Below are 22,066 nucleotides of genomic sequence, written 5' to 3'. Positions count from 1 at the left end.
TACAACCATAATTGATTCATTATAAATTCACTGATAGCAGGTCAATTGGGCACTAAATCACAATATACAGCTACATACGTCTCGGAGATACCCCCACACGAATCGTTTGGACACGGCGGTCGGGTCCGTCCGTCGGTTCAACAGACCGACAGAGTCGCTGGTCCGTCCACAACCGCCGAGGACGACGTTCCGTGCAAATGTGAACGTTGAGGTCTTCCACGGCTACAAGGTCGTACTCCCGAGCGTAGTACGCCGAAAGTTTGTGCAAGAAGTCTCGGCGCTTCCGTACGATGCGAGCGTGGATTCGAGCCGCGCGACGGCGTTGCTCGTGCCAATTCTGCGATCCTTCCTCTTTGCGGCTCAACGCCCGTTGCTCGCGTTCAAGCCGCTCGTACTCGTCTTCGAGGTCGAGACTGCCGACCATCGTGCTGTCGGTGTCGTGGGCGTACTTGATGATGCCCACGTCAATGCCGACCATATCCTCGCGGTCAACCGCATCCAGTGCGGGTTTCTCGGGTGCGTCGTCTTCGGTTTCGATGCCGAAGGTGGCGTACCACTCGCCCGTTTCCTCTTGCTTGACCGTGACCTGTTTCACATGAACATCGTCAGGGATGTCGCGGTGGAAGTGTATCGGCATCTCGCCTATCTTGGAAAGTTCAAGGATGGTCTGGTCACTCGTGTTCTTGAGTTCGAAACCAGACTGGTTGTAGGTGAGGCTCCGATACTCTCGCGGTGGCTTCCACTTGAGCATCCCGACCTTGCGCCCGTTCTCCTTCTTTTCTTTGATACGGACCGTTGTAGTTCTTTACCGGTGATCATCGACCCCGTCCGGGTGATCACCGGTAAAACGCTACAACAATCCGTATGAGACGGTCGAGGTTATCGCTGACGCGGCGGGCAACCATCTGCAACACCTTCGAGTACACGTCGTTCAATTCGTCCCACCAGTCTTTCAGGTCGGGGACCATATTCTGGATCGCCGTGTACGAGAGGTACTCGTCGGTGTTGCTGAGTTCGTACAGGAAGTGGTTGTAGAGTTGTCTACAGGTATCGCTATGCCGTTCTAACGCGGCTTCGACGGCTTCGCTCGGCTCGATGCGATACCTGTAGTTGTAGTTCACCGTGTCACTCTTCGTCGTCGGTTTCGTCGGGGTCGCTGACGCGGATGACTTTCACGTCCGCACCACGCCAGTCTTTGGGAACGGTGACGTGGGCACTCCCACCGAACTCTTTCGCTTCGCGGTCGAGGATTTCTTCGCCTTCTAATTCGAACGTGCCCATACACGACTATATATTCAGTATATATTTGGTCTTTTCGGTGGAGAGTGGCGATAGCGTACGGCTGTATCCCCGCCCTACTGCGTCCTCAGAAATATTTGATTTCTGATGTGCGAACGAGGGATCCGCTCTCGTTAACGCTACTCACTCGCTGCGCTCGTTGCGTTGCCCCTTGAGGACGGGGACTTAGCCTGTAAGAGTTAAGAGGAATCCCCGCAATGACCAGCCGTGGACCGTCCATCGTTGTTCGTCTACTGCGGGCTTCCCGGCGTCGGCAAATCGGTCGCATCGGCCTACACGGCTGAGAAACTGGCTGTGAAACGGTATCGAAGCGACGAGATTCGTAAAGAGCTGTTTCCCGAGCCCGAATACACGGCCGCCGAAACTGACGCCACCTACGAGGAGTTACTCGAGCGCGCTCGATCCGAGCTCGAGGCTGGCTCGAGCGTCGTCCTCGATGCGACCTTTCGGACGCGGGCGTTGCGCTCGCGGGGAGCGACCCTCGCCCGCGAGACGGACGCGGACCGCCAGTTCGTTCACGTCACGTGTGACGTCGACGTCGTCGAGCGCCGCCTCGCCGAGCGGACCGACTCCGTCAGCGACGCCGATCGTCGGGTGTATCACCTCGTCAAGGACTCCTTCGAGTCCTTCGAGCGCGATCACGTCGAAATCGACAACTCCGGGAGCCTCGAGGCGACCTACCGACAGCTCGACCGCGCGATCGTCGAGCCCAGACTCGAGCGAGACCACCGCGGCTAAGACGACTTGTCGAGGAGATGTACTATGACCACGATCAAGGACAGTGTCCACGATTACATCGAGCTCGACGAGACTGCGGCCGCGCTGCTCGATACCCCCGAGATGCAGCGCTTGCGCGACGTCCGCCAGTTGAGCACCGTCCAGCTCGTCTATCCGTCTGCGAATCACACTCGCTTCGAACACAGTCTCGGCGTCTACCATCTCGCCTGCGAGGCCGTCGAGAAACTCGAGGTCGAGGGCGAACTCGCCGACCGGCTGCGAGCGGCGGCGCTGGTCCACGACGTCGGCCACGGTCCCTTCGGCCACCAGACCGAGGCTGCGATCGAGCGCCACCTCGGTCGCCACCACGACGAGATCGAGTGGCTCCTCGCCGAGACCGACCTCGGTTCGGTCCTCGAGTCACAGGGCCTCGAACCCGACGCGGTCGCGGCGACTGTCGACGGTCGCGGGCCCCTGGGCGAACTCGTCTCCGGCGCGTTAGACGTCGATCGGATGGACTACCTCGTCCGGGACGCCCACCACACCGGCGTTCCCTACGGCACGATCGATCACGCCCGTCTGCTGTACGCCCTGCGGATCGTCGACGGTGAACTCGCCCTCGAGGAAGACACCGTCGCGACCGCCGAGAGCGCGCTGATCGCCCGGACGCTGATGAACGCGACCGTCTATCGCCACCACGTCTCCCGGATCGCGGGGGCGCTGCTGGATCGCGCCAGCGAGCGGCTGCTCGCGGACGGCCACGTTTCCCCCGAGCGCTTCGCTCGGCTGACCGACGCGCAGTTGCTCGCGACCTTCGCCGACTACGAGCCGACCGCCGATGTCGCGAGTCGACTCCGCGAACGCCGGCTGTACAAGCGAGCAATCTGGGCTCGACGCCGGACGGTCCCCGACCGCTTCGTCGGCCTCGAGTACGACCGCGTCCGGTCCCTCGAGCGTGAAATCGCCGCGATCGCCGGCGTCGATCCCGCGGTCGTCGTCGTCGACAGCCCCTCCGAACCCAGTTCGCCCGAATCGCGGGCTCGAATCGTCGTCGACGGCGATGTTCGACGGCTCGAGGAACGGTCCTCGCTCGTCGCCGGGTTGGACGCCTGTGCCCGCGAGATGTGGCGCCTCGGCGTCTACGCGCCGGACGACGAGCTCGAAGCCGTCGGCGAGGCCGCGGCGTCGGTGCTCAAGATTGAGGTCTGACTGGTGGTGGGAGCGGTTCGCAGGGCATTCGTCGACTACGCCCGCCTCGTAAGTCGATTTTGGCCGCGTGCGACGACGACCCAGTGGTCGTACCGAAGCGTCGTCTCAGGCGGGAGAGACGTCGATCGGTTCGTTTCGGTCGTCGAATCAGCGTCGATACGGATCCCGATATCGTCCGCACCACCTGCCTGTGATGGCGCGGAGGCGCTCTCGACGTCGAGGACCTGGCCGTTCCTGAAAAAGAAGCTCTTAGTGACTCCGCCACCGCTACCTTACAATGACCGCCGACGATCCGTTCATGCAGGAGTCACAGACGTCGGAGAGCGGTGTTCCCACCAGAGGAAAGGTCGTCCCCGATCGGTTCTCCTCCGACGAACTGTTTCAACGGATCGTCGCCGACGCGGATCACGAGGTCACCAGCGGCACGCGTGAATTGTTCTTTAGCGGGCTGGCAGCGGGCTTTGCGATCACGATCACGTTCCTGCTCTATGTCTCGATGTCAGCCACGACCGACAGCACTGTCGCCGCCGCGTTGCTGTATCCGCTCGGGTTCATCTACATCATCATCGGCGGCTACCAGCTGTTCACCGAGAACACGCTGCCGCCGGTCGCACTCACGTTAGAACGGCTCGCCTCGATTCCGACGCTGCTTCGCCACTGGCTGATCGTCCTCGCGGGGAACTTCGCGGGGGGGACCATCGGTGCGGTCGTCCTCGCGTACGGCGGCGTCTTCAGCCCGGAGGCCGCCGTCTACGCGGCAGATATCGCCCAGGCTGGCGTCGATACGTCGCCCTGGAGTCTCTTTTTCAAGGCGGCCTTCGCGGGGCTGATCGTTGCCGGCGTCGTCTGGATGGACTTCGCTGCCCAGGATACGATCTCGCGTATTGTCGTGGTCTATCTCGCCTTCCTGGCGATTCCACTGGGAGAGCTCTTCCACGTCGTGGTCTCGTTTACCGAGGCAGTGTACCTTATGCTCGTCGCCGATCTAGCGGTCCAGACGGCGATGTTTGGCTTTATTCTCCCGGTCCTGTTGGGGAACACGATTGGGGGCGTGCTCTTGGTCACCGTCGTCAACTACTACCAGACCAGCGAGCGCCGGCTCGAAGTCGATCAGTTCGAGGGGGTCCGTCGGCTCTCCGTCCGCGAGATGCTGCTCGGTAACCTCGCCGGGCGTTCTTACGTCCCCGTCCTCGATACCGTCGAGGAGTTCGTCCGGGATTCCGAGAGATATCGCGTGCTGGTCCCGATCTCGAACCCGCGGACGGAAGCCCCGCTCGTCGAACTCGCCTGCAGGATCGCAAGCGAGCGCGAGAAGGGGACGGTCCACGTCGTGCACATCGTCCAGGCACGCAAAGAACTTATCCTCGAGGCGGAACACGGCCAGCGCGACCGGATTACGGCAGAGTCCAAACGTACCATGGCCGACCTCGAAGCGACCGGCGCGGAGTACGACGTCGAGTTCGAGACCTCGACGATCGTCTCGCCGCGGTCGTTCGAGGAGATTTTCGACCGCGCGAGACGTACCCGACCTAACCTCGTGGTAATGGGATGGGGAGACGACCAGATATGGTCTTCCGCCCGCGCCGAGCGGCCGATCGACGAACTGGCGAACAAGCTTCCGTGCGACTTCGTCATCGCGAAAGATCGCGGCCTCGACCCATCGCGGATCCTGCTGCCCACCGCCGGCGGGCCAGACTCCACCCTCAGCGCAGAGCTCGCTTGCACGCTCCAGGCGAGTGCAGGCGCGGACGTCGAGTTGCTCCACGTCGTCGACAGTGCCGACGACCGGGACGCCGGCGAGCGGTTCCTCGAGGAGTGGGCGCGGGAACACAACCTCGAGGGCGCCACGTGCACCGTCGATGATTCTGGCAACATCGAGGCGGCTATCAAACGCGAAGCCGCCGACAACACGCTGGTATTGATCGGCGCGACCGAAAAGGGACTTCTCTCGCGACTCGTCTCCGGCTCGCTACATATGCAAGTCACCAGCGAAATCGACGCTTCCGTACTGCTCACGGAACGGCCCTCGGATCGGACGTTCTTCGAGCGGCTGTTCGGACGCGGAAGCCGGAACAAAATCGCGGACAGACGGTCCAGTGGCGGCGCTGGAAGCAAATTCGAGGACGGTGCCGACGAGATCGAAACACAGCCGTAACAGCCTCAAGTAGAGGGGGGACGCGGTCGTAGCGAACGTTCGGTGTCAAGGGAACCGCGGCACTACTGTCCCGATCCCGGTGAATCGCCGTCCTCGAGCCTCGATTCGTACTTCGTCAGCGCCTCCTGCAACGCGTCGTCGCCGTCGATCTCGAGCGCGTCCGCGAGCGCAAAAGTGGCGAACAGAACGTCGCCGAGTTCGTCAGTGTTGATCTCGAGATCCGCGGGCGCGGCCCCGTAATCGGTCGATTCGTTGGCATCCTTCGCGAGTTCGCCGACCTCGCTGGCGAGGTCGAGCAGGCGGTACGCCGGCGGCGTCTCGAGGTCGTGTCGCTCGACGAACTCCGCGATGCGCTGTTGGGAATCGTCCATACCGTCGTCCTCGATCCGTCAGCCGAAAAGGAAATCGAAATAGCACCGCGCCGCCATTTCGGGATATGGAGACGCTCGCGACGCTCGAGCGGACGGCGATCGAGGCGTGTACGGCCGGCGGGAGCACCCTCCGAGACGCCTACCGAGCCGGCGATACCGAGGCCGACCGGCTCGCACACGACGTGAAATCGAGCGCGGATACGGGCTCGGAAGCGCAGCTGCTCGAGGTGATCCGCTCGCAGTATCCCGACCACCGAATCGACGCCGAGGAGTCAGGCGTCCACGAGGGCGACGGTCCCTACGAGTGGATCGTCGACCCGCTCGACGGGACGAACAACTTCGAGGCCGGCCTGCCGTCGTTTGCGACGGCCGTGACGGTCCTCGAGCGCGCCGGAGCGGCGAACCCGAGCGACTCGATACCAGTTCTGGGCGTCGTCTACGTGCCGATGCTCGACGATCTGTACGTCGGGCGCCGCGACGGTGGCGTTCGCTACAACGGCCAGCCCGTTCGCACCGACGACGGTCCCGGCGGGGAGCCGGCGACGGCAACGGTCGTCTCCGTGATCGGCCACGACGTAAAGCGCCAGCCCGAGTCCGCCGCCGTCTCCGAATCGATCAACCGCGCGATCGAAGAGCGGTGCAAACGCCGCCTCGAGAGCTGGAGTCCAACGGTCCACTGGGGACTGCTCGCGCGAGGGACGCTGGACGGCGTCGTCTGTTATCGACCGGATCGCGAGGAGCAGCGTCTCGGCGAACTGTTCGCCGCCGAAAGCGGACTGCAGCGTGCTCGCGGCGAGGACTGGTTCGTCGGCGCGCGGTCGGCGTCGCTGCTCGAGTCGCTTCGCGAACTCACCGTCTCGCGGGTCTAACGTATCACGCCGTGACGACATCTCGCCTGTCGTTTCCGGGGAAACGCCTTTTCGGGCTCCGGGCGACTACCGTACATGGTCGATACCACTGCCGAAATCGTGCTGTTCGACGGCTTCGACGAACTCGATGCCATTGGCCCCTACGAGGTCCTGGAAAACGGCGCTCAGGCCGGTGCATCGCTCGAGACGGATCTCGTCACGCTCGAGGAGACGGACATCGTCACCGCGAGTCACGACCTCCGCGTCGAGCCACACGGAACGCTTGGCCAACCCGACGTCCTGATCGTCCCCGGGGGCGGCTGGACGACGGCGAACGAGGGCGTGCGAGCCGCCGTCGACGACGGCGCGCTAGCCGATGCCGTCGACGGCCGTTTCACCGCGGGTGCGACGGTCGCCTCGGTCTGTACCGGTGCGATGGTGCTTTCCGAAGCGGGCCTGCTCGAGGGGCGCCCCGCGGCGACGCACCCGGTCGCGGTCGACGACCTCGAGGCCACGTCGGCAAACGTGGTCGACGAACGCGTCGTCGACGACGGCGACGTTCTGACCGCGGGCGGCGTCACCTCGGGTATCGACCTGGCGCTGTGGCTGCTCGAGCGGGAGTTCGGCGAGGAAATCGCGAACGAGGTCAGCGAGCAGATGGCCCACGAGCGCCGCGGCGAGGTCTTTGGGTAGGATGGACGCAGTCCTGTTCGACATGGACGGCGTCCTCGTCGATAGCGAGGAGTACTGGGTGACCTTCGAACGCGAGGCGCTCTTCCCCGACGCCGTCCCCGACGAGACGGTCGATCTCGCCGAAACGAGTGGCATGAACTATCGCGACACGTACGACTACCTCGCGACGACGTACGAGACTGCGATCTCCCGCGAGGAGTTCGTTTGTCGGTTCGAGGCGGCTGCCGAGGAGATCTACACCGAGCGCGTGGCGGTGCTGGACGGACTGCACGAACTGCTCGCCGAACTCGACGACCGAGGCGTCTCTCGGGCACTCGTCTCGTCCTCTCCCCACGAGTGGATCGAGTTGGTCCTCGATCGATTCGACCTCGAGGGCGAGTTCGATCACGTCGTCAGCGCAGACGACATCGAGGCACACAGTAAACCCGAACCCGATGTCTTCGAGTACGCCGCCGAGAAGGCTGGCGTCCCGCCGGATACCTGCGTCGTCGTCGAAGACTCCGAAAACGGCATCGAAGCGGGCGATCGAGCCGGGACAACGGTCGTCGCCTACCGGATCGACGCCCACGGCGACATCGATCTGTCGCCGGCCGACACGATCGTCGATTCGGCCGACGAACTTCGAGCGACGGTGCTCGAGCTGGTCGACTAAGACGGATTACTGTAACGATGTACCGGCGGTGAGTCGAACTGTGTGAGACGAGCCTCGGTTGCGGAGCGAAGCGAATCAACCGGTGCACCCGCCGCTCGGGTCGCGGATGCGACGGTAATGACTTACAGTAAACCGTATAAGACGTATCAGTGCTACCCAGCACGTCCGTCCTGGGTGTCGTCGATGTAGTTGAGGAAATTCTCGAACAGCCGTGTGACCTCGCAGGCGGCGCGATACTGCTCGGGACGGATGCCCTCGAGTACCTGTTCGATGCGCTCGTCGGAGAGTTCGTCTCGTTTCCCCGTCGTGACGGTTCGAGCAGTGGCCATGTCGTACTCCGGGTGAAACTGGACAGCGAAGACGTGGTCCTTGCGAAAGCCGTGGATACCGTACTCGTTTTTCGCGAGGATCGTCGCTCCGGGCGGTGCCTCGACGACGTGATCAGAGTGACTCGTAAAGACGGTCATCGTGTCGTCGATTCCGTCGAGGAGGAGGTTCTCGCCGTCCTGTTCGACGGTTCGGTACCCGAGTTCGTATTCGCCCATCCCCTCGACACGACCGCCCATGACGTCTGCCAGCAGTTGGTGTCCATAACAGACCCCGAGGGCGGGCAGACCGGCCTGGACTGCGTCACCGACCCAGGTCTTGAGTCGACCGATCCACTCCCGATCCCAGTAAACCGACGCACGTGAGCCGCTCACGACGAATCCGTCGTAGGTGAAGTCGTCGGGAAACTCACCGTCTGGACAGTGAAACTCGACGAGTTCGGCGTCCAGTTCGCGCCGGAAGTTTCGTCGGGTATCTGTCGGCTCGTGAGCGGCGTTCAACAGCGCCAGCCGGGGTCGTTCCATTCGGTACCATAACACATCCACTACGTGAAAAAGCGAACGTGAATTGATGATATTTGCCGCAAATAGGCGACCAATAGTCCGCCTTTATCGGCACATCTATGCAAATTGTTCGTCAATATTCGACACACCGTTACGAACGTCCGACTCGAGGCGGTCGGCGTACTGGGTTCGGATGCGACGTGCCGCCGAGACCGAGACGTCGCGTCTGCCGTCGATCGCTGCCGTTACCGGCTCGTAGGCATCGACGTCGAACCCCATTCGCTCGAGGTAGGATCGAACCGGCGGCGTGAGGCCGTCCCGGATCGCCGCATCGACGTAGTCACAGACGGCATCGAACGTCGGAAGGACGATGGCGTCGTCGGTGACGACGCCTCGCTCGCCCTCGATACGGACCTCGCAGTCGACGAGTCGTTCGACGATCGTCGCGAGCCGATCGGCCACCCGAACGATCTGGCTCGGCAGCGTGGCGTCGGGTGAACGCCACTCGACGGTCGAAAACTCCGCGCGGAGCTGAACCGGCGTCCAGACGGCACTTTCGGGATCGAAGTGTTTCTCGACGGCTGTCCGATCGACGCCCGCCTCGAGGGCTGCAGTGAGAAATTCCTCGTAGCGTTGCTCGAGGCGTCGGTCCCAGTCGTCGACAGCGTCGACGTAGGGCCACAGCTGGCCCTGGTGTTCGAGATCCGCGTAGGCCATCCGCCGGTACAGTTCGGATCTCGCACCGGCCGTGACACGTCGGCCACGAAAGTACGGCGACGAGTTCACGAGCGCGAGCGCAGGGTCGAGTGCGATAAACGTGTTCAACTGGTCGACTACGTGGCCCGGCTGCTGTTCGACGTGGATGTGCGTTCCCGCACAGTGTCGCACGTACTCGAAGTTCTCGCCGATGGCGCGGTTTTGGATCTGCGTTCGTTCGCTCTCCAGTTCCCGAATCTCCTCGTGATTGATCGGCGTTGCGAGCGGAACGAGTCCCATCCCCGTCTCGTCGGCTCGCTCGAGGACCTGGTGAAGCCGATCGAACAGCTCTGTGCGGAGTTGGGCCGTCGACTCGCAGGGAGTCGTCTTGATCTCGAGGACCGGTTCGACGAACTCGCGTTCGACACCCGGTGCTGCGTCGACGAGCGGCCCAGGGTCGGTGAGTCGACCCGCTTCGTCGACGACCCAGTATTCGACCTCGATACTCCGACGGATCGGTTCAGATTCGTTTGGTGGCACGGATATCCTCGCTTGATTCGACGGCTGTGGCTGTCGAGAGAGAGTGTATTCACTGTCTCACTGTGTTCCGTCGTGACGGGTTCATGGGTGTTATTGCCCACCACGATATTGGCGTGCCCGTCCCAGTTCATAAACGTGTGGGTACCGGATCTTGTACGCTCCAAATACACGTTATAGATTACTAATGGGCGAGGGACAACACATCCGTCCAGTCGTCGGTGTATTTGAAGACGACGTAACAATTTCAGCGTGGGCGACGGAGACCGCGTCAGCGCCGACAGCGAACTGTCGCCCTACAGAACGTCGACGGTTCGCGAGTCCGTCACGGGTAGCAGCGGCTCCTCGGGGAAGGCAACGCTGACGCTAAACTCGAGACCGTCTTCGTCGGCACCGAAGACGCCGACGGGTACCGTCTCCTCGCTGCGGAGATAGGTGGCCGTCCTCGTCATCTCGACATCGTTGACCGTTACACGAATGCCCGCCCGAGCGGGTTCGCCGACGTTGCGAACGGTAACCTCACAGACCTCGTTCTCGCCGGTGGCGATGCGCTCGGGGAACGAACCCCACTCGAGGTCGATCGCGGGCAGGGACTGGGCACCCTCGTAAACGCGTTCGGCGACCCCCTCCGAGAGGCCGGCGTCGACGAGTCCTGCGACGCCGGCGTCGACGACATCGCCAGGAGTCGCTAATCCGTCCTTCGAGAGGTTGCTCGCCCGACCGGGGCCGACGCCGTCGATCGCCGTCAGCCCGACGGCGTCCTCGGCGACGCCGTTCTCGATGCGGGCCTCGACTCGCCGGGCGAGGTTTGCGGCGTGAGGGCCGACGAACCGATCGAGGAACGCCCCGAGCGCGGACACGAGGCGACTCGCATTGCGCTGGATGACCCAGGCGTCGCTTCGTAACTCCGTGGGGAGTCGGCCGTCGGCCGCGCTGCGAAGAATTGCGAGGACCTTCCGCTCGCCCGCGTCGAGATCCTCGGTGTCGACGCCGACCAGTACCGCACTGATCGCGTCGCGTTCGTCCTGGCGGGCCGACACCGAGTCGAACTCGCCGGCGGTCGCGACCGCCTCGAGGATGTCACCAGTCTCGAGGGCTGTGTCTCCATCGCCGACACGGTCACAGAGATCGGCGAACGTCGCCGCCGTCTCGAGTCGCAGATAGTATTTCGAGGCGAGCACGCCACGGGCTGTCGCCTCGATCGAGAGGTCCTCGCCGGTCTCGACGAAACCGCGATCGACCAGCCCCTCGAGACAGTCCCGGACGCGCTGGCGCAGGTTCGGAAAGTCGTAGGCCTCGGGTTTCGACTGGCCGCGAACGTAGTAAAACGTCGTCTCGAGCCAGTCCATCACGTCTTCTAAGTCGGTGATCGTCCCCATCGCGATCTCGGCGTTGAGGTGGGTCTCTAAGCTCTCGGCCAGCCGGGACTCGATCTCTTTGCCCTCTTGAAGCAACCGGCGGTACTTGTCGGCCTCGGCCCCGTCGCAGACGACCCAGCCGTAGCCGATGTCGTCGTAGCCGGGCCGGCCCGCCCGCCCGAGCATCTGGAGGACGTCCAGCGGACTCATGTCGACTTCGCCCTCGAGGGGATCGTGCAGTTTCGTGTCGCGGATGACGACACAGCGGGCGGGCAGGTTGACGCCCCAGGCCAGCGTCGATGTCGAAAAGAGGAGTTCGACGTGGCCTTCCTTGAACCACTCCTCGACCAGGTCGCGATCGTTCTTCGAGAGGCCGGCGTGGTGAAAGGCCACGCCGTCGAGGACCGATTGGCGAAGGGTGTCGTTCTCGAGGTCACTGGCGTCGGTGTGAAAGTCGTAGTCGCCTCGAGCGCCGATCGGGATGTCTCGCTCGGCGATCTCGTCTCTGGCTTTCTTGGCCGCGCGGACGGTGTCTTGTCGGGAGGAGACGAACACGAGCGTCTGGCCGTCCTCCCGGAGGTGGGGTTCGGCGATGTCGAGTGCCCGATACAGTCGGCGGTACTTGTCGGCAAAGGAGTTCTCCCCGTGCGTATACGTTTTCACGCCAGCGTTGAGGTCGACGGGCCGGTACTCCTCGCCGAACTCAAAGGTCGTCTCCGCGGGGGCGTCGAGCCACGCCGCGACATCGTCGACGTTGGGCATCGTCGCCGACAACGCGACGACCCGGGGCTTACAGAGCCGGCGCAGCCGGGAGATCGTCACCTCGAGCACCGAGCCCCGGCGGTCGGCGTCGAGCAGGTGAACTTCGTCGATGACACAGACGTCGATGTCGGTGACGAAGTCGTAGCGTCGCGAATCGTGTTTGCGGGTCGCCGAATCGAGCTTCTCGGGGGTCATCACGAGGATATCGGCCCGGCGCGCGCGTCGTGAGTTCAGCTCGCGTTCGCCCGTGACGACGTAGACCGAGTAGTCAAGCGCCTCGAACCGGTCCCAGTCGTCTTCTTTCTCGTTGGTCAGGGCTCGCATCGGCGCGATAAACAGCGCCGTACCGCCCTCGGCGAGCGTCTTACAGATCGCGAGTTCGGCCAGTGCCGTCTTCCCCGAGGCCGTCGGCGCGCTCGCGACGACGTTGTCCTCGCGCTCGAGCAGTGCGGGGACGGCCTCGCGTTGCATCCGATTGAACTCCTCGAAGGCGAAGGCGTCGGCGAACTCGGGTAGAACCTCGGCGACCTCCATCTGGCTGAAAGCGGGGGGCGATGGGACAAAGGCGTTTCCTTCGCGGCCCGTGGTGGGACGGATCACTCGAGGCGTGGCGGACGATCACGTGGTCCGATCAGAGGCCGGCCATCGCACCGGTCTGGCGGGTTCGACCACGGCTGGTTTGCTTTGCGAACGCGAGGCCGAACAGTCGGAAGATGACCATGTACGCGTAGAACGACACGAAGGGAACGAGCACGATGCCAACGACGGTCATCCCGAGGATGAATCCAACGATGTTCAACACGACGCCGATGACGAACGGAATCAAGATGGCGATGACGTAGTCGCTGCTGAGCAAGACCGGCTTCAGCGTGTCGACGTCGAAGGCCGCGCCGACGCTGCCGGTGCTTGCAAAGCTCGCAAGGGCCGCTGGGACGAGGTAGTAGATTAGCAACATCAGCGGCAACACGAGCAACATCGACACGAGACCGAGGCCAGTGAGGAGACCACCGCCGTCACCGCCGATTGCGCCGCCGGCACCGACCAGGCCGAACACGACGACGCCCCAGAGGAGAAACGGCACGAACGAGTAGACAAATGCGATGACCGTGGCCTTGAGTCCGTCGACGAAAAGTCCACCCCACTCGGTGAATTCCGGCGGATCGGCGTCGCCGTTTGTCGTCGCCTCGAGTACTCGGACGTAGTACCCCATCACCAAAAAGAGGGGGAACAACAGGACACCGAGCGCTGTCAGTACGCCACCGATCAGTATACGACCAATCCAATCGTTGCGGACGGGATACGAGAGGCTGTCTTCGATCATGACTGACACTACACAACCATAGTATATTTGTGCAACATAAATATATTGAACAGACAGGAGCGGCGTCGTCGCCGCGTTCTGGACGGCGACCGGAGTGTCCGCAAAGTAATCAAATAGTTGTTATGGATCTCGCATAACGGTCACCAGAACGCTTCCGACGGGAGCGAACACGAGCGGGTACAGCAAGCCAGCGAGGACGATGGCGGGAAGGAGTTCCGGCGACATCGAGCCCGACGCCTCGATACCGAAGAACGAGCCTTCGGAACTCGTCTCGGCGACGACGGCACCGATGGTCATGACGAGGACGTATCCGATCGTCACCGGCACACCGACGATGACGGCCCCACCGAGGTCGGTCACGCCCAGCTGGTAGGCCAACAGCGCGCCGACGCCGACGAGTACGAGCGGCGGCACGGCATACAGCAACACCGTTCGTGTACTCTCGGATTCGGCGAGGAAATCGACGGTCGTCGTCCCACCGAGACCGCCGAACTCGCCGGTGGTCTCGATTTCGACTAAGTGTGCGTTGTAGTAGAACCAGGCGACGCCGATCCACTCCGGGACGCTGTCACTGACGACCTCACGGACCTGGCTTGCGGCAAGGACGTACGTGAGGAGATAGCCGACGACGGCAGCGATCACTCCCAGTCCCGCACTCGCGGCGACGCTCGAGGCGCGCGATACCGACCGGTCCGTGGCTGCGAGTCGCTGTTGTGACATTGTACAGTGGCCGACCGGCGTTGATGTAATAGGTTTTGTGTTTTGAAGGAGTGATTGTCGCCGCCTCGACACTCACGGCTCCGGACTCGAGACCTTCCCCAGTTGCGTACTGAGTATGCTCGAGGCGTGTTCGGGCCGGGGGACGCGCTCGAACGTCAACTCGGGGTCGCCCGAGCCGGCAGTGTAGACGGTCAGATCACCGTAGCCGAGCGCCCGGCCGGTCATCGATTGCTTGAGGCTGGTGTTTTGGACGCGCTCGAGTCGAAACTGGGTAACGTCCCGCGAGACGACGCCGTGTTTCTTGTAGAGTTCGCTCGAGGTGATCACGTAGCGGGTGTTCGTCCAGAAGAGGTACCGAACGCCGACGAGAGCCGCGCCGCCGAGCAGACAGACCAGTCCCAGTACCGTCAACAGGGCACTCCCCTCGGTCAGTCCCCAACCGGCCAGCCCCAGACCGGTAAACGCCAGCACGCCCCCGACCGGGACGCCGGCCCCCAGTTCGATCGGGTGTGGCCGGCTCTCCCAGACGATTTCCTCGTCGTCGCTGATGTGAAACCAGTCGGGGGTGGTGCTAAACGCCATCGACCGTCGCTACTCCATTCGGTCGCCTAAAGCTGTCGCCCGTACGGAGGGGTTACGGCGAGTGCGCGCCGGTCGATCCCGATCACTGATCGACCGCATCGAGGCGCTGTTCGAACAGACGCTCCCCGCTCTCCTCGCAGGTCACCGCGATGACGTCGTGAGAACTACAGCAGGATTCGACGACCTCCTCGCCCATCTCGACGTCGCCCCCGGTCGGACAGCGCTCGAGGAACATCCGCAACGCGTTGCAGATCCGGCCCCTGGTATCGGCATCGACAGTCTCCCAGTCGTTGACCCACGTTTCGAGGGCACGACTCGCGGCGACATCGGCAAGAATTGCCGCTCGAGAGGGCCAACGGCCCGCCATCCCTCGTTTCGAGACGAGAAGGACGGCGTCCTCGCGGTACTCGAGCGAGAATTCCTCGGCCTCGACGTCGAAGCCGAAGGCCTCGATGGCCGTCGGCGCATCGAGATCCGACGCCTCGAGTGCATCGATTTCCGCGAACCACGCCCGCTCGAAATCGGCGGTCACACAGAGGTCGTCCCGATCGGCACAGGGCTCGAGAACGTCTCGGTCGAGAAAGTACGTCTCGAGGTCGGTGATCGGTGCCGACTCGGGTTCGGGATCGGTAGCCGGCGTCTCCTCGGTCTCGGGAGCGTCGACAGCGTGCTCGTCGGGTGGCGTCTCCGACTGTGGGACCGTCGGTTCCTCGGTCGTCGACTCGGCCGCGGACTCGGCGACGAGTTCCTGCCCGTCGAACCCGGTCGCCGTCTCGAGGTCGGGATCCTTGCCGAACCAGCGCAGGACTGCCGGCGGCAGATAGCGTTTCGTCAGCGTCGGTGTGCCGGGGACGAGATAGCCCCGCAGATAGATGAGCGCGAGGGACACGCCCACGGCGAGTACACCGCCGATTCTGGATCGGCGGGCGACGAGCGATCCGGCGACGACGGCGATCGCGACGTTCACGATCGTACACGGTTCACACCGGTTCTCGCCGGTGTATTCCGGTTGTTTGAGTTCCTCGACGATGTCGATATCCATGTCGTCTCGAGACTAGCACCGCAGGTATGTATTTTTCGGGGTCGAGCGACTCGAATACGAGACTATCCTGTCACCTTGAGTGTGGCGGTACGCGAAACCGACGAACGACTACTCGAGACCGACGAGGTCGGCTTTCTGCGCGCGCGTCAGTTGTTTGATCTCGTACTCGCGGGACATCGCCGCCGATCGGGTATCGTATCGCTCGTGATACCGAAGTTCGACCGGCGTCCGTCCGCGGGTGTACTTCGCGCCGCGACCGGCGTCGTGTTCGGCGACGCGACGCTCGAGATCGGTCGTATAACCGGTGTAGAGGCTTCCATCTGCACACTCGAGGACGTAGACGACGTGATCGCCGCTCATCGTGAGCGGATACGAATAGGGGTCCAAAAAGGGCCTCGACTGCACAGCCTCAGTGGCGCCGGTTCTATGCGCTGCGAGCTCGCTCTTTGGCAGCTTCAGCGATACCTGCGTTCGCCGAACAGTTGGTACACGCGTGAATCTCCCCGTTTTCGTCCGCGAAGACGCGCGCAAAGCGCTCGGAAACGTGTCCATTGCAGTGATTGCACGTGGGCATTGGTCACACCGGCCGGGGCCGGTACCAAAATCTACCCGCCGATAGCTTAAAAGCGCTTTGCCAAACGCGCCCTGATTTTGTGGTAGCGAAAGAATTTGTTTTCGAGACGCGTACCAACTCAGTTCCGGGCGGCGTCGATTGCGCGAGCAATCAGCGTCGCCTGTCCGCCGGCGACGAAGCCGGCGTCGACGTTGACGACCGACAGCACCGTACACGATTGGAGCATGCCGGCCAGCGCCGCCTCGCCATCGCCGCCGTGACCGTAGCCACTCGAGACCGGGAGGCCGATAACGGGCGTATCGACGAGGCCGGCGACGACGGTCGGAAGTGCGCCCTCGCGGCCGGCAGCGACGATCAGGACGTCCGCCTCGCGAAGCCGGTCGACCTGGTCCAGCGTGCGATCGAGCGCTGCGACGCCGATGTCGTCGACGCGATCGATCGTCGCACCCGCGTCCGCACAGACGACGTGGGCCTCGTCGGCGACCCCTTCGTCGACCGCTCCCGCAGTGACGATCCCGACCGTCGCCTCGAGCGTCGGTGGCTCGTGGGCTGGCGTGTAGACACGAACCGTCGATCCGCGTCGCTCGAGGGTCGCGTCGGGAGCCGACTCCTCGAGACTCGACGCGAGTGTGCGGTACTGTCGGTCCGAGATACGAGTGAGCAACGCTCGATCGGTGGTTTCGAGGGCGGTTTCGGCCAGTGTGACGACCTGTTCGACCGACTTGCCTTCGGCGAGGATCGCTTCGGGAATGCCACGACGATCGTGACGGGCCGCGTCGAACCGACCCGCATCGTCGGTCACGTACCCCTGTAACTGTGCCTGTGCCTGTGCCGGCGAAAGCGAGCCATCGGCGACGGCCTCGAGGAGTTCGCGCATACCCGTTCTCCGGGTCGATCGTACTCGAATCCGTCGACCGGCGGGCGCGGTTGTAATCCCGAACTGGTCCGGATCGAACCGACAGAACGGGCGCTAGTGGCCCACACACCGCGCGCGAGCCCGATTTACCGATTCAATCGGGGAAACGATCCGTTCGATCGCTCATTAGCCATATACTTTCCGGTGGCGACCCCCATCGAATCGGTCGAATCAACCGCTGTGGCCCCCGTATTTCCATCCATAACCACAACACTTATATCATGGAAGGAGGAACGAATACACCGTATGGCAGACCTTATCGTCAAAGCCGCCGTGAAAGAAGCGCTCGATGACAAGAACGTCGCCTCCGACTTCTACGACGCACTCGACGAGGAAGTCGACGAGCTGCTCGAAGACGCCGCCCGACGCGCGGAAGCCAACGACCGGAAGACGGTCCAGCCGCGCGACCTGTAAGGAACGCCACTCGAGACAGTTTTTTACGCGATACACTCGGTAGTTGCGACGCTGTGCTCGAATCGACGTACCGAGGAGCGCCACTACGACGCGAACTCGTCGCGGTTGACACGAACCGCTATCGCTGATCGAGGTACTCGCGTGTCCGCCCGAGACAGACGTAGTCTGCCGTCTTGAGATCGGTGACCGATTCCGAGCCGGTGACGAACATCGCCGTCCGTAACTCGAGCATAATCGTCTCGATGAGATCGACGACGGCATCGGTGCCCTTGCCGGCAGGACCCAGGAACGGTTTTGCCAGGCCGCCAGCACGTGCCCCGAGTGCGATCGCTTTTGCGATGTCTAGTCCGGAGCGGACGCCGCCGCTCGCGATGACGCAGTCGTGTTCGCCGGCGGCCTCGAGCGTGCTGACTGCGGTCGGGACGCCCCAGGCGCGAAATAGTTGTCCGATCTGTGCCTGGCGGTCGGCACCGACCGCGGCGGCCCGGTGGGACTCGATACCGGACCACGTCGTCCCGCCCTGCCCGGCGACATCGATGGCGTCGACGCCCGCATCGGCGAGTCGCCGGGCGGTGTCTCGCGAGATTCCGTTGCCGGTCTCCTTGACGACGACGGGAACCGACAACCGATCGGCAACGTGTTCGATCTCGGCGAGACAACCCCGCGCGTCGACGTCACCTTCCGGCTGGACCGCCTCTTGGAGGAAGTTCAGGTGGACCGCCATCGCGTCGGCGTCGATCATATCGACGGCCGCCTCGACATCACCGATGTCGTACTCGAGTAACTGGGCTGCGCCGACGTTGCCGTACAGGAAGGCGTCGGGTGCGGCCTCCCGAACGACTGTGTAGGACTCCAGAACGGCGTCGTCCTCGAGGTCGAGGCCGGCGCGCTGGCTGCCGACGCCCATGGCGACGCCCGTCTCCTGGGCGGCCGCCGCGAGCGCGCGGTTGAGTTTGGTCGTGTTGGGGTGGCCGCCGGTCATGCTCTCGATGACGATGGGGGCTTCGAGTTCGTGCCCGAACAGCGTCGTCGACGTGTCGATCTCGTCACGATGGATTTCGGGGAGTGCCTCGTGGACGAGCTCGACCTCGGCAAACCCCGTTCCGGAGGTCTCGACGTCCTCGTCTTCGATGATTCGAATGTGATCGTCTTTCCGGTCGGATGTCTCGGGCATCGAATCTCTCACTCGGAACGTCGTCCAACACCATTGAAAAGGTGTCCATTGACGGCTCGTACCGGTCCAACCGTCGGCCGATGCGTGAAATCGATGACGTGTGCCCGATTTCACCCTCCAATCATCCCTGTTAGGCAGCGATGGGTCGCTCGAGAGACGACCCACACACGTACCGAGAGGGAACTCGAGTTTTTTGCCCCCTGACACCGTACCACGTCACGATGCTCAGACCACTACTGATCGCGTTCGGGCTCCTCGAGGTCGCCAAACCGAAACCGGTCATCGAGGCCTGCGAACGTATCGGCCTCGCAACCCCCGAAAACGCGGACCGCCGCCCGCTCGTGCTATGGGGTGCTCGAGTCGAAGGGGTGCTGTTCGTCTGGCTGCTCGCGCGGCGAGAATCAGGATCGCGGCTCGTCAGCGGGCTCCTCGGCGTCGCCGGCGTCGTGATCGTCCTCGTTCCACAGCCGATCATCCAACTCAGCCAGTCGCTGGTCTACACGAACGCGGACGATCTCGAGTTGAAGCCGTGGGTGACACCCGCGGCTCGCCTGCTGGGCGGGGTGTACCTGCTCGTCGTCGGGCTCTCGATGCGATCGACCGACGACGAGAGGGGAGCATCAGTCGACGGTACCGGGACGGACGCCCCCGACACAACGGTGGTCCGATGAACCGAGCACTCGGCCTCTGCGTCGGACTCATCTGGGTTGTCGTTCCGGGACGGATCGTCGAGATGGCGGAACGGTTCGCGTTCGAGAACCCCGACGACGGGCAACTTCGACGGATTACGCTCCCGATTGCGCGACTCGAGGGGCTGGCTTTCTGTGGACTCGTTCTCCGGGGTGGGTTGCCAAAGCCCCTCCAGGCACCGTTTGCACTGCTGGGAATCCTGCTCGCGACGGTTCCGCGACGGATGCTTGCCGCCGGGCTCGCGATCGCTTACGAGAACCCGCTCGACCTCGAGGCCAAGCCCTGGCTGCTCCCGGCAACTCGAGTGATCGGGGTGTTGTACGTGGTACTCGGGTTGGCTCCCGGTCTCGTCGATGCGCCGACGGACGACCACGACCACGTTGATGAACCAGCGACACCCGACTGACCGATCAGTACTCCCGAACGTCGACGCCGTCCTCGAGACCGACGTAGATCGTATCCGCCAAATCGACGAACAGCCCGTGTTCGACGACGCCGGGGATTCCCGAGAGCGTCGCTGCTAGGTGCCCGGGATCGTCTATCGGGTCGAACTCACAATCGAGCACCAGATTCCCGTTGTCGGTGACGACTGGCCCGTCCTTATGCTTGGCCGAGCGCAGCGTCGGCTCGCCCTCGAGATCGCGAACTCGATCGGCGACGACGGTGTAGGCGTCGGGGAGGACTTCGACCGGTACCGACCGATCGAAGCGGGCGGTCAACTTCGAGGGATCGACGACGACGACGAACCGCTCGGCCGTCGCATCGACCAACTTCTCGCGCGCGTGAGCGCCGCCGCCGCCCTTGATCAGCGCACCGTGGGCATCGGCGCCGGGATCGTCGACGACCTGATCTGCACCGTCGATCGCGAGGTCGACGCGGTCGACGGCGTCGAGACTCGTCAGCGCAATCCCGGCCTCGAGGGCGCGCTGTCGGGACTGAAACGAGGTCGGAATGCCCCGAACGTCGAGTCCGTCGGCGACGGCGGCACCGATCGCGTCGATCGCGTAGGCGGCCGTCGAGCCGGTGCCGAGTCCGACGACGAAGTCGTCTTCGACGGCCGTAGCTGCCCGTTCGCCCGCTCGCCGTTTCGCGGCCGCGGTTCCACCGTCGGTTTTCATGCTCAGGTTCCGTGGTCCCAGCTGTCCATGTACTCGCGCTGGGTGTCCGAAAGCGAGTCGTATTCGACGCCTTCGGCCTCGAGTTTGATCTCGGCGATCTCCTGGTCGAGTTCGTCGGGAACGTCGTGGACGCCCGCGTCGTAGGCGTCGGAATTGGCCAAAATCTCCCGGACACAGACGGCCTGAATGCCGAAGCTCTGGTCCATGACCTCGACAGGGTGACCGAGCGAGATCGGTGCCGCGAGGTTGACGAGACGGCCCTCGGCGATGACGTTCAGCTTGCGGCCGTCGTCCATCTCGTAGGCTTCGACGCCGTCTCTGGCCTCGTACCGATCCACGGCAAGGTCGTCGAGGGCCTCGAGGTCGACCTCGATGTCGAAGTGGCCGGCGTTCGAGAGCAAGACGCCGTCTTGCATCCGCTCGAAGTGGTCCTCGACGATGACGTCACGGTTGCCCGTCGTCGTGATGAAGACGTCGCCGACCTCGGCGGCCTCGGCCATCGGCATCACGTCGTAGCCCTCCATGTGGGCCTCGAGCGCGCGTCGGGGCTCGACTTCGGTGACGATGACGTTCGCGTTCTGGCCGGCGGCCTTCTTCGCGACGCCCTTGCCACAGTAGCCATAGCCCGCGACGACAACCGTCTTGCCAGCCCACGAGAGGTTGGTCGTCATGGCGATAGAAGCAAGCGACGACTCGCCGGTGCCGTGGATATTGTCGAACAGCCGCTTCATCGGCGTATCGTTGACCGCGAAGACGGGGTACTCGAGGGCGTCGTCGGCGTCCATCGCGCGCAGTCGGTGGACGCCCGTCGTCGTCTCCTCGGCGCCGCCGACGATGCCGTCGATCAGTTCGGGGTAGTCCTCGTGGATGGCGGCGACGAGGTCCATCCCGTCGTCGACGGTGACGGTCGGCTCGTGAGCGATGACGGCCTCGATGGCCTCGTAGTACTCCTCGTCGTCGACGCCGCGTTTGGCGTAGCTGGTAATCGACTCGTGGGCGTCGAGTGCCGCCGAGATGTCGTCGTGGGTCGACAGCGGGTTACAGCCCGTGAGGGCGACATCGGCACCGCCCTCGGCGAGCGTCTCGACGAGTACGGCGGTCTTTGCTTCGACGTGCATCGCCATCCCGATTCGTTCGCCCGCGAAGGGCTGGTCGGCAATGAACTCCTCGCGGACGGCCTCGAGGATGGGCATGTGCTGGGTCGCCCAGTCCATCTTCCGACGGCCCTCCTCGCGTGCGGATTCGACGTCGTCCAGTTGGCTACTGATCGACGGGTACGCAGATTCGGTCATGACTCGACAAAGCACGAGAGGCGCCAAAACCCTACCGAAGCGGGCCGAAGCGAAAACCGATCCGACCGCCGGCGGTCGGCACTCGGATCGGCGGGG

24 protein-coding genes and 1 pseudogene are annotated in these 22,066 nt (G+C 63.6%); 9 read left to right on the top strand and 16 right to left on the bottom strand.

Annotation, left to right across the window (positions count from 1 at the left end; all coding sequences use genetic code 11):
* Nucleotides 1–205: 205 nt before the first annotated feature.
* Both D8Y22_RS22730 and D8Y22_RS00395 read right to left on the bottom strand, forming a co-directional pair.
* Nucleotides 206–1,121, bottom strand: a pseudogene (locus D8Y22_RS22730) (RNA-guided endonuclease InsQ/TnpB family protein); the annotation flags it as partial.
* Nucleotides 1,122–1,125: 4 nt separating this feature from the next.
* Nucleotides 1,126–1,281 (bottom strand): DUF2080 family transposase-associated protein, encoded by a 156-nt coding sequence (locus tag D8Y22_RS00395; protein ID WP_141462583.1) that lies wholly within the window; start codon nt 1,279–1,281, stop codon nt 1,126–1,128.
* A gap of 225 nt (nt 1,282–1,506) precedes the next feature.
* Between D8Y22_RS00395 and D8Y22_RS00390 the strand changes: the two genes are divergently transcribed.
* From D8Y22_RS00390 to D8Y22_RS00380, 3 genes are all read left to right on the top strand, one after another.
* Nucleotides 1,507–2,037 (top strand): AAA family ATPase, encoded by a 531-nt coding sequence (locus D8Y22_RS00390; protein ID WP_141462582.1) that lies wholly within the window; start codon nt 1,507–1,509, stop codon nt 2,035–2,037.
* 24 nt (nt 2,038–2,061) lie between these two features.
* A complete protein-coding gene (locus D8Y22_RS00385; protein WP_141462581.1) occupies nt 2,062–3,225 on the top strand; it encodes an HD domain-containing protein in 1,164 nt (387 codons plus the stop codon).
* Nucleotides 3,226–3,502: 277 nt separating this feature from the next.
* Nucleotides 3,503–5,380, top strand: coding sequence for a formate/nitrite transporter family protein (locus D8Y22_RS00380; RefSeq protein ID WP_217350851.1), 1,878 nt, complete (start codon nt 3,503–3,505; stop codon nt 5,378–5,380).
* A gap of 62 nt (nt 5,381–5,442) precedes the next feature.
* Here D8Y22_RS00380 and D8Y22_RS00375 read toward each other — a convergent pair whose 3' ends face one another.
* Nucleotides 5,443–5,751: a MazG nucleotide pyrophosphohydrolase domain-containing protein gene (locus D8Y22_RS00375; protein ID WP_141462580.1), complete on the bottom strand. Its 309-nt coding sequence runs from the start codon at nt 5,749–5,751 to the stop codon at nt 5,443–5,445.
* Between the two features lie 65 nt (nt 5,752–5,816).
* Here D8Y22_RS00375 and D8Y22_RS00370 point away from each other — a divergent pair, with 65 nt between their 5' ends.
* From D8Y22_RS00370 to D8Y22_RS00360, 3 genes are all read left to right on the top strand, one after another.
* Nucleotides 5,817–6,620 (top strand): inositol monophosphatase family protein, encoded by an 804-nt coding sequence (locus D8Y22_RS00370; protein ID WP_141462579.1) that lies wholly within the window; start codon nt 5,817–5,819, stop codon nt 6,618–6,620.
* Nucleotides 6,621–6,695: 75 nt separating this feature from the next.
* Complete coding sequence (locus tag D8Y22_RS00365; RefSeq protein ID WP_141462578.1) at nt 6,696–7,292, top strand: DJ-1/PfpI family protein; 597 nt, start codon at nt 6,696–6,698, stop codon at nt 7,290–7,292.
* Between the two features lies 1 nt (nt 7,293).
* Nucleotides 7,294–7,944 carry an HAD family hydrolase gene (locus D8Y22_RS00360; protein WP_141462577.1) on the top strand — a complete coding sequence of 217 codons (651 nt, stop codon included), beginning with the start codon at nt 7,294–7,296 and terminating at the stop codon, nt 7,942–7,944.
* Between the two features lie 152 nt (nt 7,945–8,096).
* Here the strand turns inward: D8Y22_RS00360 and D8Y22_RS00355 are convergent, their stop codons facing one another.
* The 10 genes from D8Y22_RS00355 to larB form a co-directional block, all read right to left on the bottom strand.
* On the bottom strand, nt 8,097–8,795 hold the full coding sequence (locus D8Y22_RS00355) for a type 1 glutamine amidotransferase (protein ID WP_141462576.1): 699 nt from the start codon (nt 8,793–8,795) through the stop codon (nt 8,097–8,099).
* A 96-nt stretch (nt 8,796–8,891) separates the two neighbouring features.
* Complete coding sequence (locus D8Y22_RS00350) at nt 8,892–10,010, bottom strand: glutamate-cysteine ligase family protein (protein ID WP_141462575.1); 1,119 nt, start codon at nt 10,008–10,010, stop codon at nt 8,892–8,894.
* A 293-nt stretch (nt 10,011–10,303) separates the two neighbouring features.
* Nucleotides 10,304–12,661, bottom strand: a complete 2,358-nt coding sequence (locus tag D8Y22_RS00345) for a DEAD/DEAH box helicase (protein WP_141462574.1) — start codon at nt 12,659–12,661, stop codon at nt 10,304–10,306.
* 97 nt (nt 12,662–12,758) lie between these two features.
* Nucleotides 12,759–13,448, bottom strand: coding sequence for a DUF4013 domain-containing protein (locus D8Y22_RS00340; protein WP_141462857.1), 690 nt, complete (start codon nt 13,446–13,448; stop codon nt 12,759–12,761).
* A 120-nt stretch (nt 13,449–13,568) separates the two neighbouring features.
* Nucleotides 13,569–14,168 carry a hypothetical protein gene (locus D8Y22_RS00335; protein WP_141462573.1) on the bottom strand — a complete coding sequence of 200 codons (600 nt, stop codon included), beginning with the start codon at nt 14,166–14,168 and terminating at the stop codon, nt 13,569–13,571.
* 72 nt (nt 14,169–14,240) lie between these two features.
* On the bottom strand, nt 14,241–14,750 hold the full coding sequence (locus D8Y22_RS00330; protein ID WP_141462572.1) for a PH domain-containing protein: 510 nt from the start codon (nt 14,748–14,750) through the stop codon (nt 14,241–14,243).
* 82 nt (nt 14,751–14,832) lie between these two features.
* Nucleotides 14,833–15,792, bottom strand: a complete 960-nt coding sequence (locus D8Y22_RS00325) for a hypothetical protein (RefSeq protein WP_141462571.1) — start codon at nt 15,790–15,792, stop codon at nt 14,833–14,835.
* 108 nt (nt 15,793–15,900) lie between these two features.
* Nucleotides 15,901–16,152, bottom strand: coding sequence for a GIY-YIG nuclease family protein (locus D8Y22_RS00320; protein ID WP_141462570.1), 252 nt, complete (start codon nt 16,150–16,152; stop codon nt 15,901–15,903).
* Nucleotides 16,153–16,216: 64 nt separating this feature from the next.
* The gene (locus tag D8Y22_RS23465; protein ID WP_449421043.1) at nt 16,217–16,366 is read right to left on the bottom strand and encodes a DUF7563 family protein; all 150 of its coding nucleotides are present in this window, start codon (nt 16,364–16,366) and stop codon (nt 16,217–16,219) included.
* Between the two features lie 118 nt (nt 16,367–16,484).
* A complete protein-coding gene (larB, locus tag D8Y22_RS00315) occupies nt 16,485–17,243 on the bottom strand; it encodes a nickel pincer cofactor biosynthesis protein LarB (RefSeq protein ID WP_141462569.1) in 759 nt (252 codons plus the stop codon).
* A 285-nt stretch (nt 17,244–17,528) separates the two neighbouring features.
* Here larB and D8Y22_RS00310 point away from each other — a divergent pair, with 285 nt between their 5' ends.
* Nucleotides 17,529–17,696 carry a DUF1931 family protein gene (locus D8Y22_RS00310; RefSeq protein ID WP_004267503.1) on the top strand — a complete coding sequence of 56 codons (168 nt, stop codon included), beginning with the start codon at nt 17,529–17,531 and terminating at the stop codon, nt 17,694–17,696.
* A 118-nt stretch (nt 17,697–17,814) separates the two neighbouring features.
* Here the strand turns inward: D8Y22_RS00310 and fni are convergent, their stop codons facing one another.
* Nucleotides 17,815–18,870 (bottom strand): type 2 isopentenyl-diphosphate Delta-isomerase, encoded by a 1,056-nt coding sequence (gene fni / locus D8Y22_RS00305; protein WP_141462568.1) that lies wholly within the window; start codon nt 18,868–18,870, stop codon nt 17,815–17,817.
* 221 nt (nt 18,871–19,091) lie between these two features.
* On the opposite strand from fni, the gene D8Y22_RS00300 reads away from it, so the two are divergent.
* A complete protein-coding gene (locus tag D8Y22_RS00300) occupies nt 19,092–19,541 on the top strand; it encodes a hypothetical protein (RefSeq protein ID WP_141462567.1) in 450 nt (149 codons plus the stop codon).
* Nucleotides 19,538–19,966 carry a hypothetical protein gene (locus D8Y22_RS00295; RefSeq protein WP_174811708.1) on the top strand — a complete coding sequence of 143 codons (429 nt, stop codon included), beginning with the start codon at nt 19,538–19,540 and terminating at the stop codon, nt 19,964–19,966. The genes D8Y22_RS00300 and D8Y22_RS00295 overlap by 4 nt, the downstream gene beginning before the upstream one ends.
* A 4-nt stretch (nt 19,967–19,970) precedes the next feature.
* On the opposite strand, the gene rpiA is transcribed toward D8Y22_RS00295, so the two are convergent.
* Both rpiA and D8Y22_RS00285 read right to left on the bottom strand, forming a co-directional pair.
* Entirely contained in the window at nt 19,971–20,678 is a 708-nt protein-coding gene (rpiA, locus tag D8Y22_RS00290; RefSeq protein ID WP_141462566.1) for a ribose-5-phosphate isomerase RpiA, read from the bottom strand.
* Between the two features lie 2 nt (nt 20,679–20,680).
* Entirely contained in the window at nt 20,681–21,970 is a 1,290-nt protein-coding gene (locus tag D8Y22_RS00285; RefSeq protein ID WP_141462565.1) for an adenosylhomocysteinase, read from the bottom strand.
* Nucleotides 21,971–22,066 lie beyond the last annotated feature (96 nt).

Source organism: Salinadaptatus halalkaliphilus (genome assembly GCF_006543045.1).
GTDB classification, from domain to species: domain Archaea; phylum Halobacteriota; class Halobacteria; order Halobacteriales; family Natrialbaceae; genus Salinadaptatus; species Salinadaptatus halalkaliphilus.
This window is presented reverse-complemented; position numbering and strand designations above follow the sequence as displayed.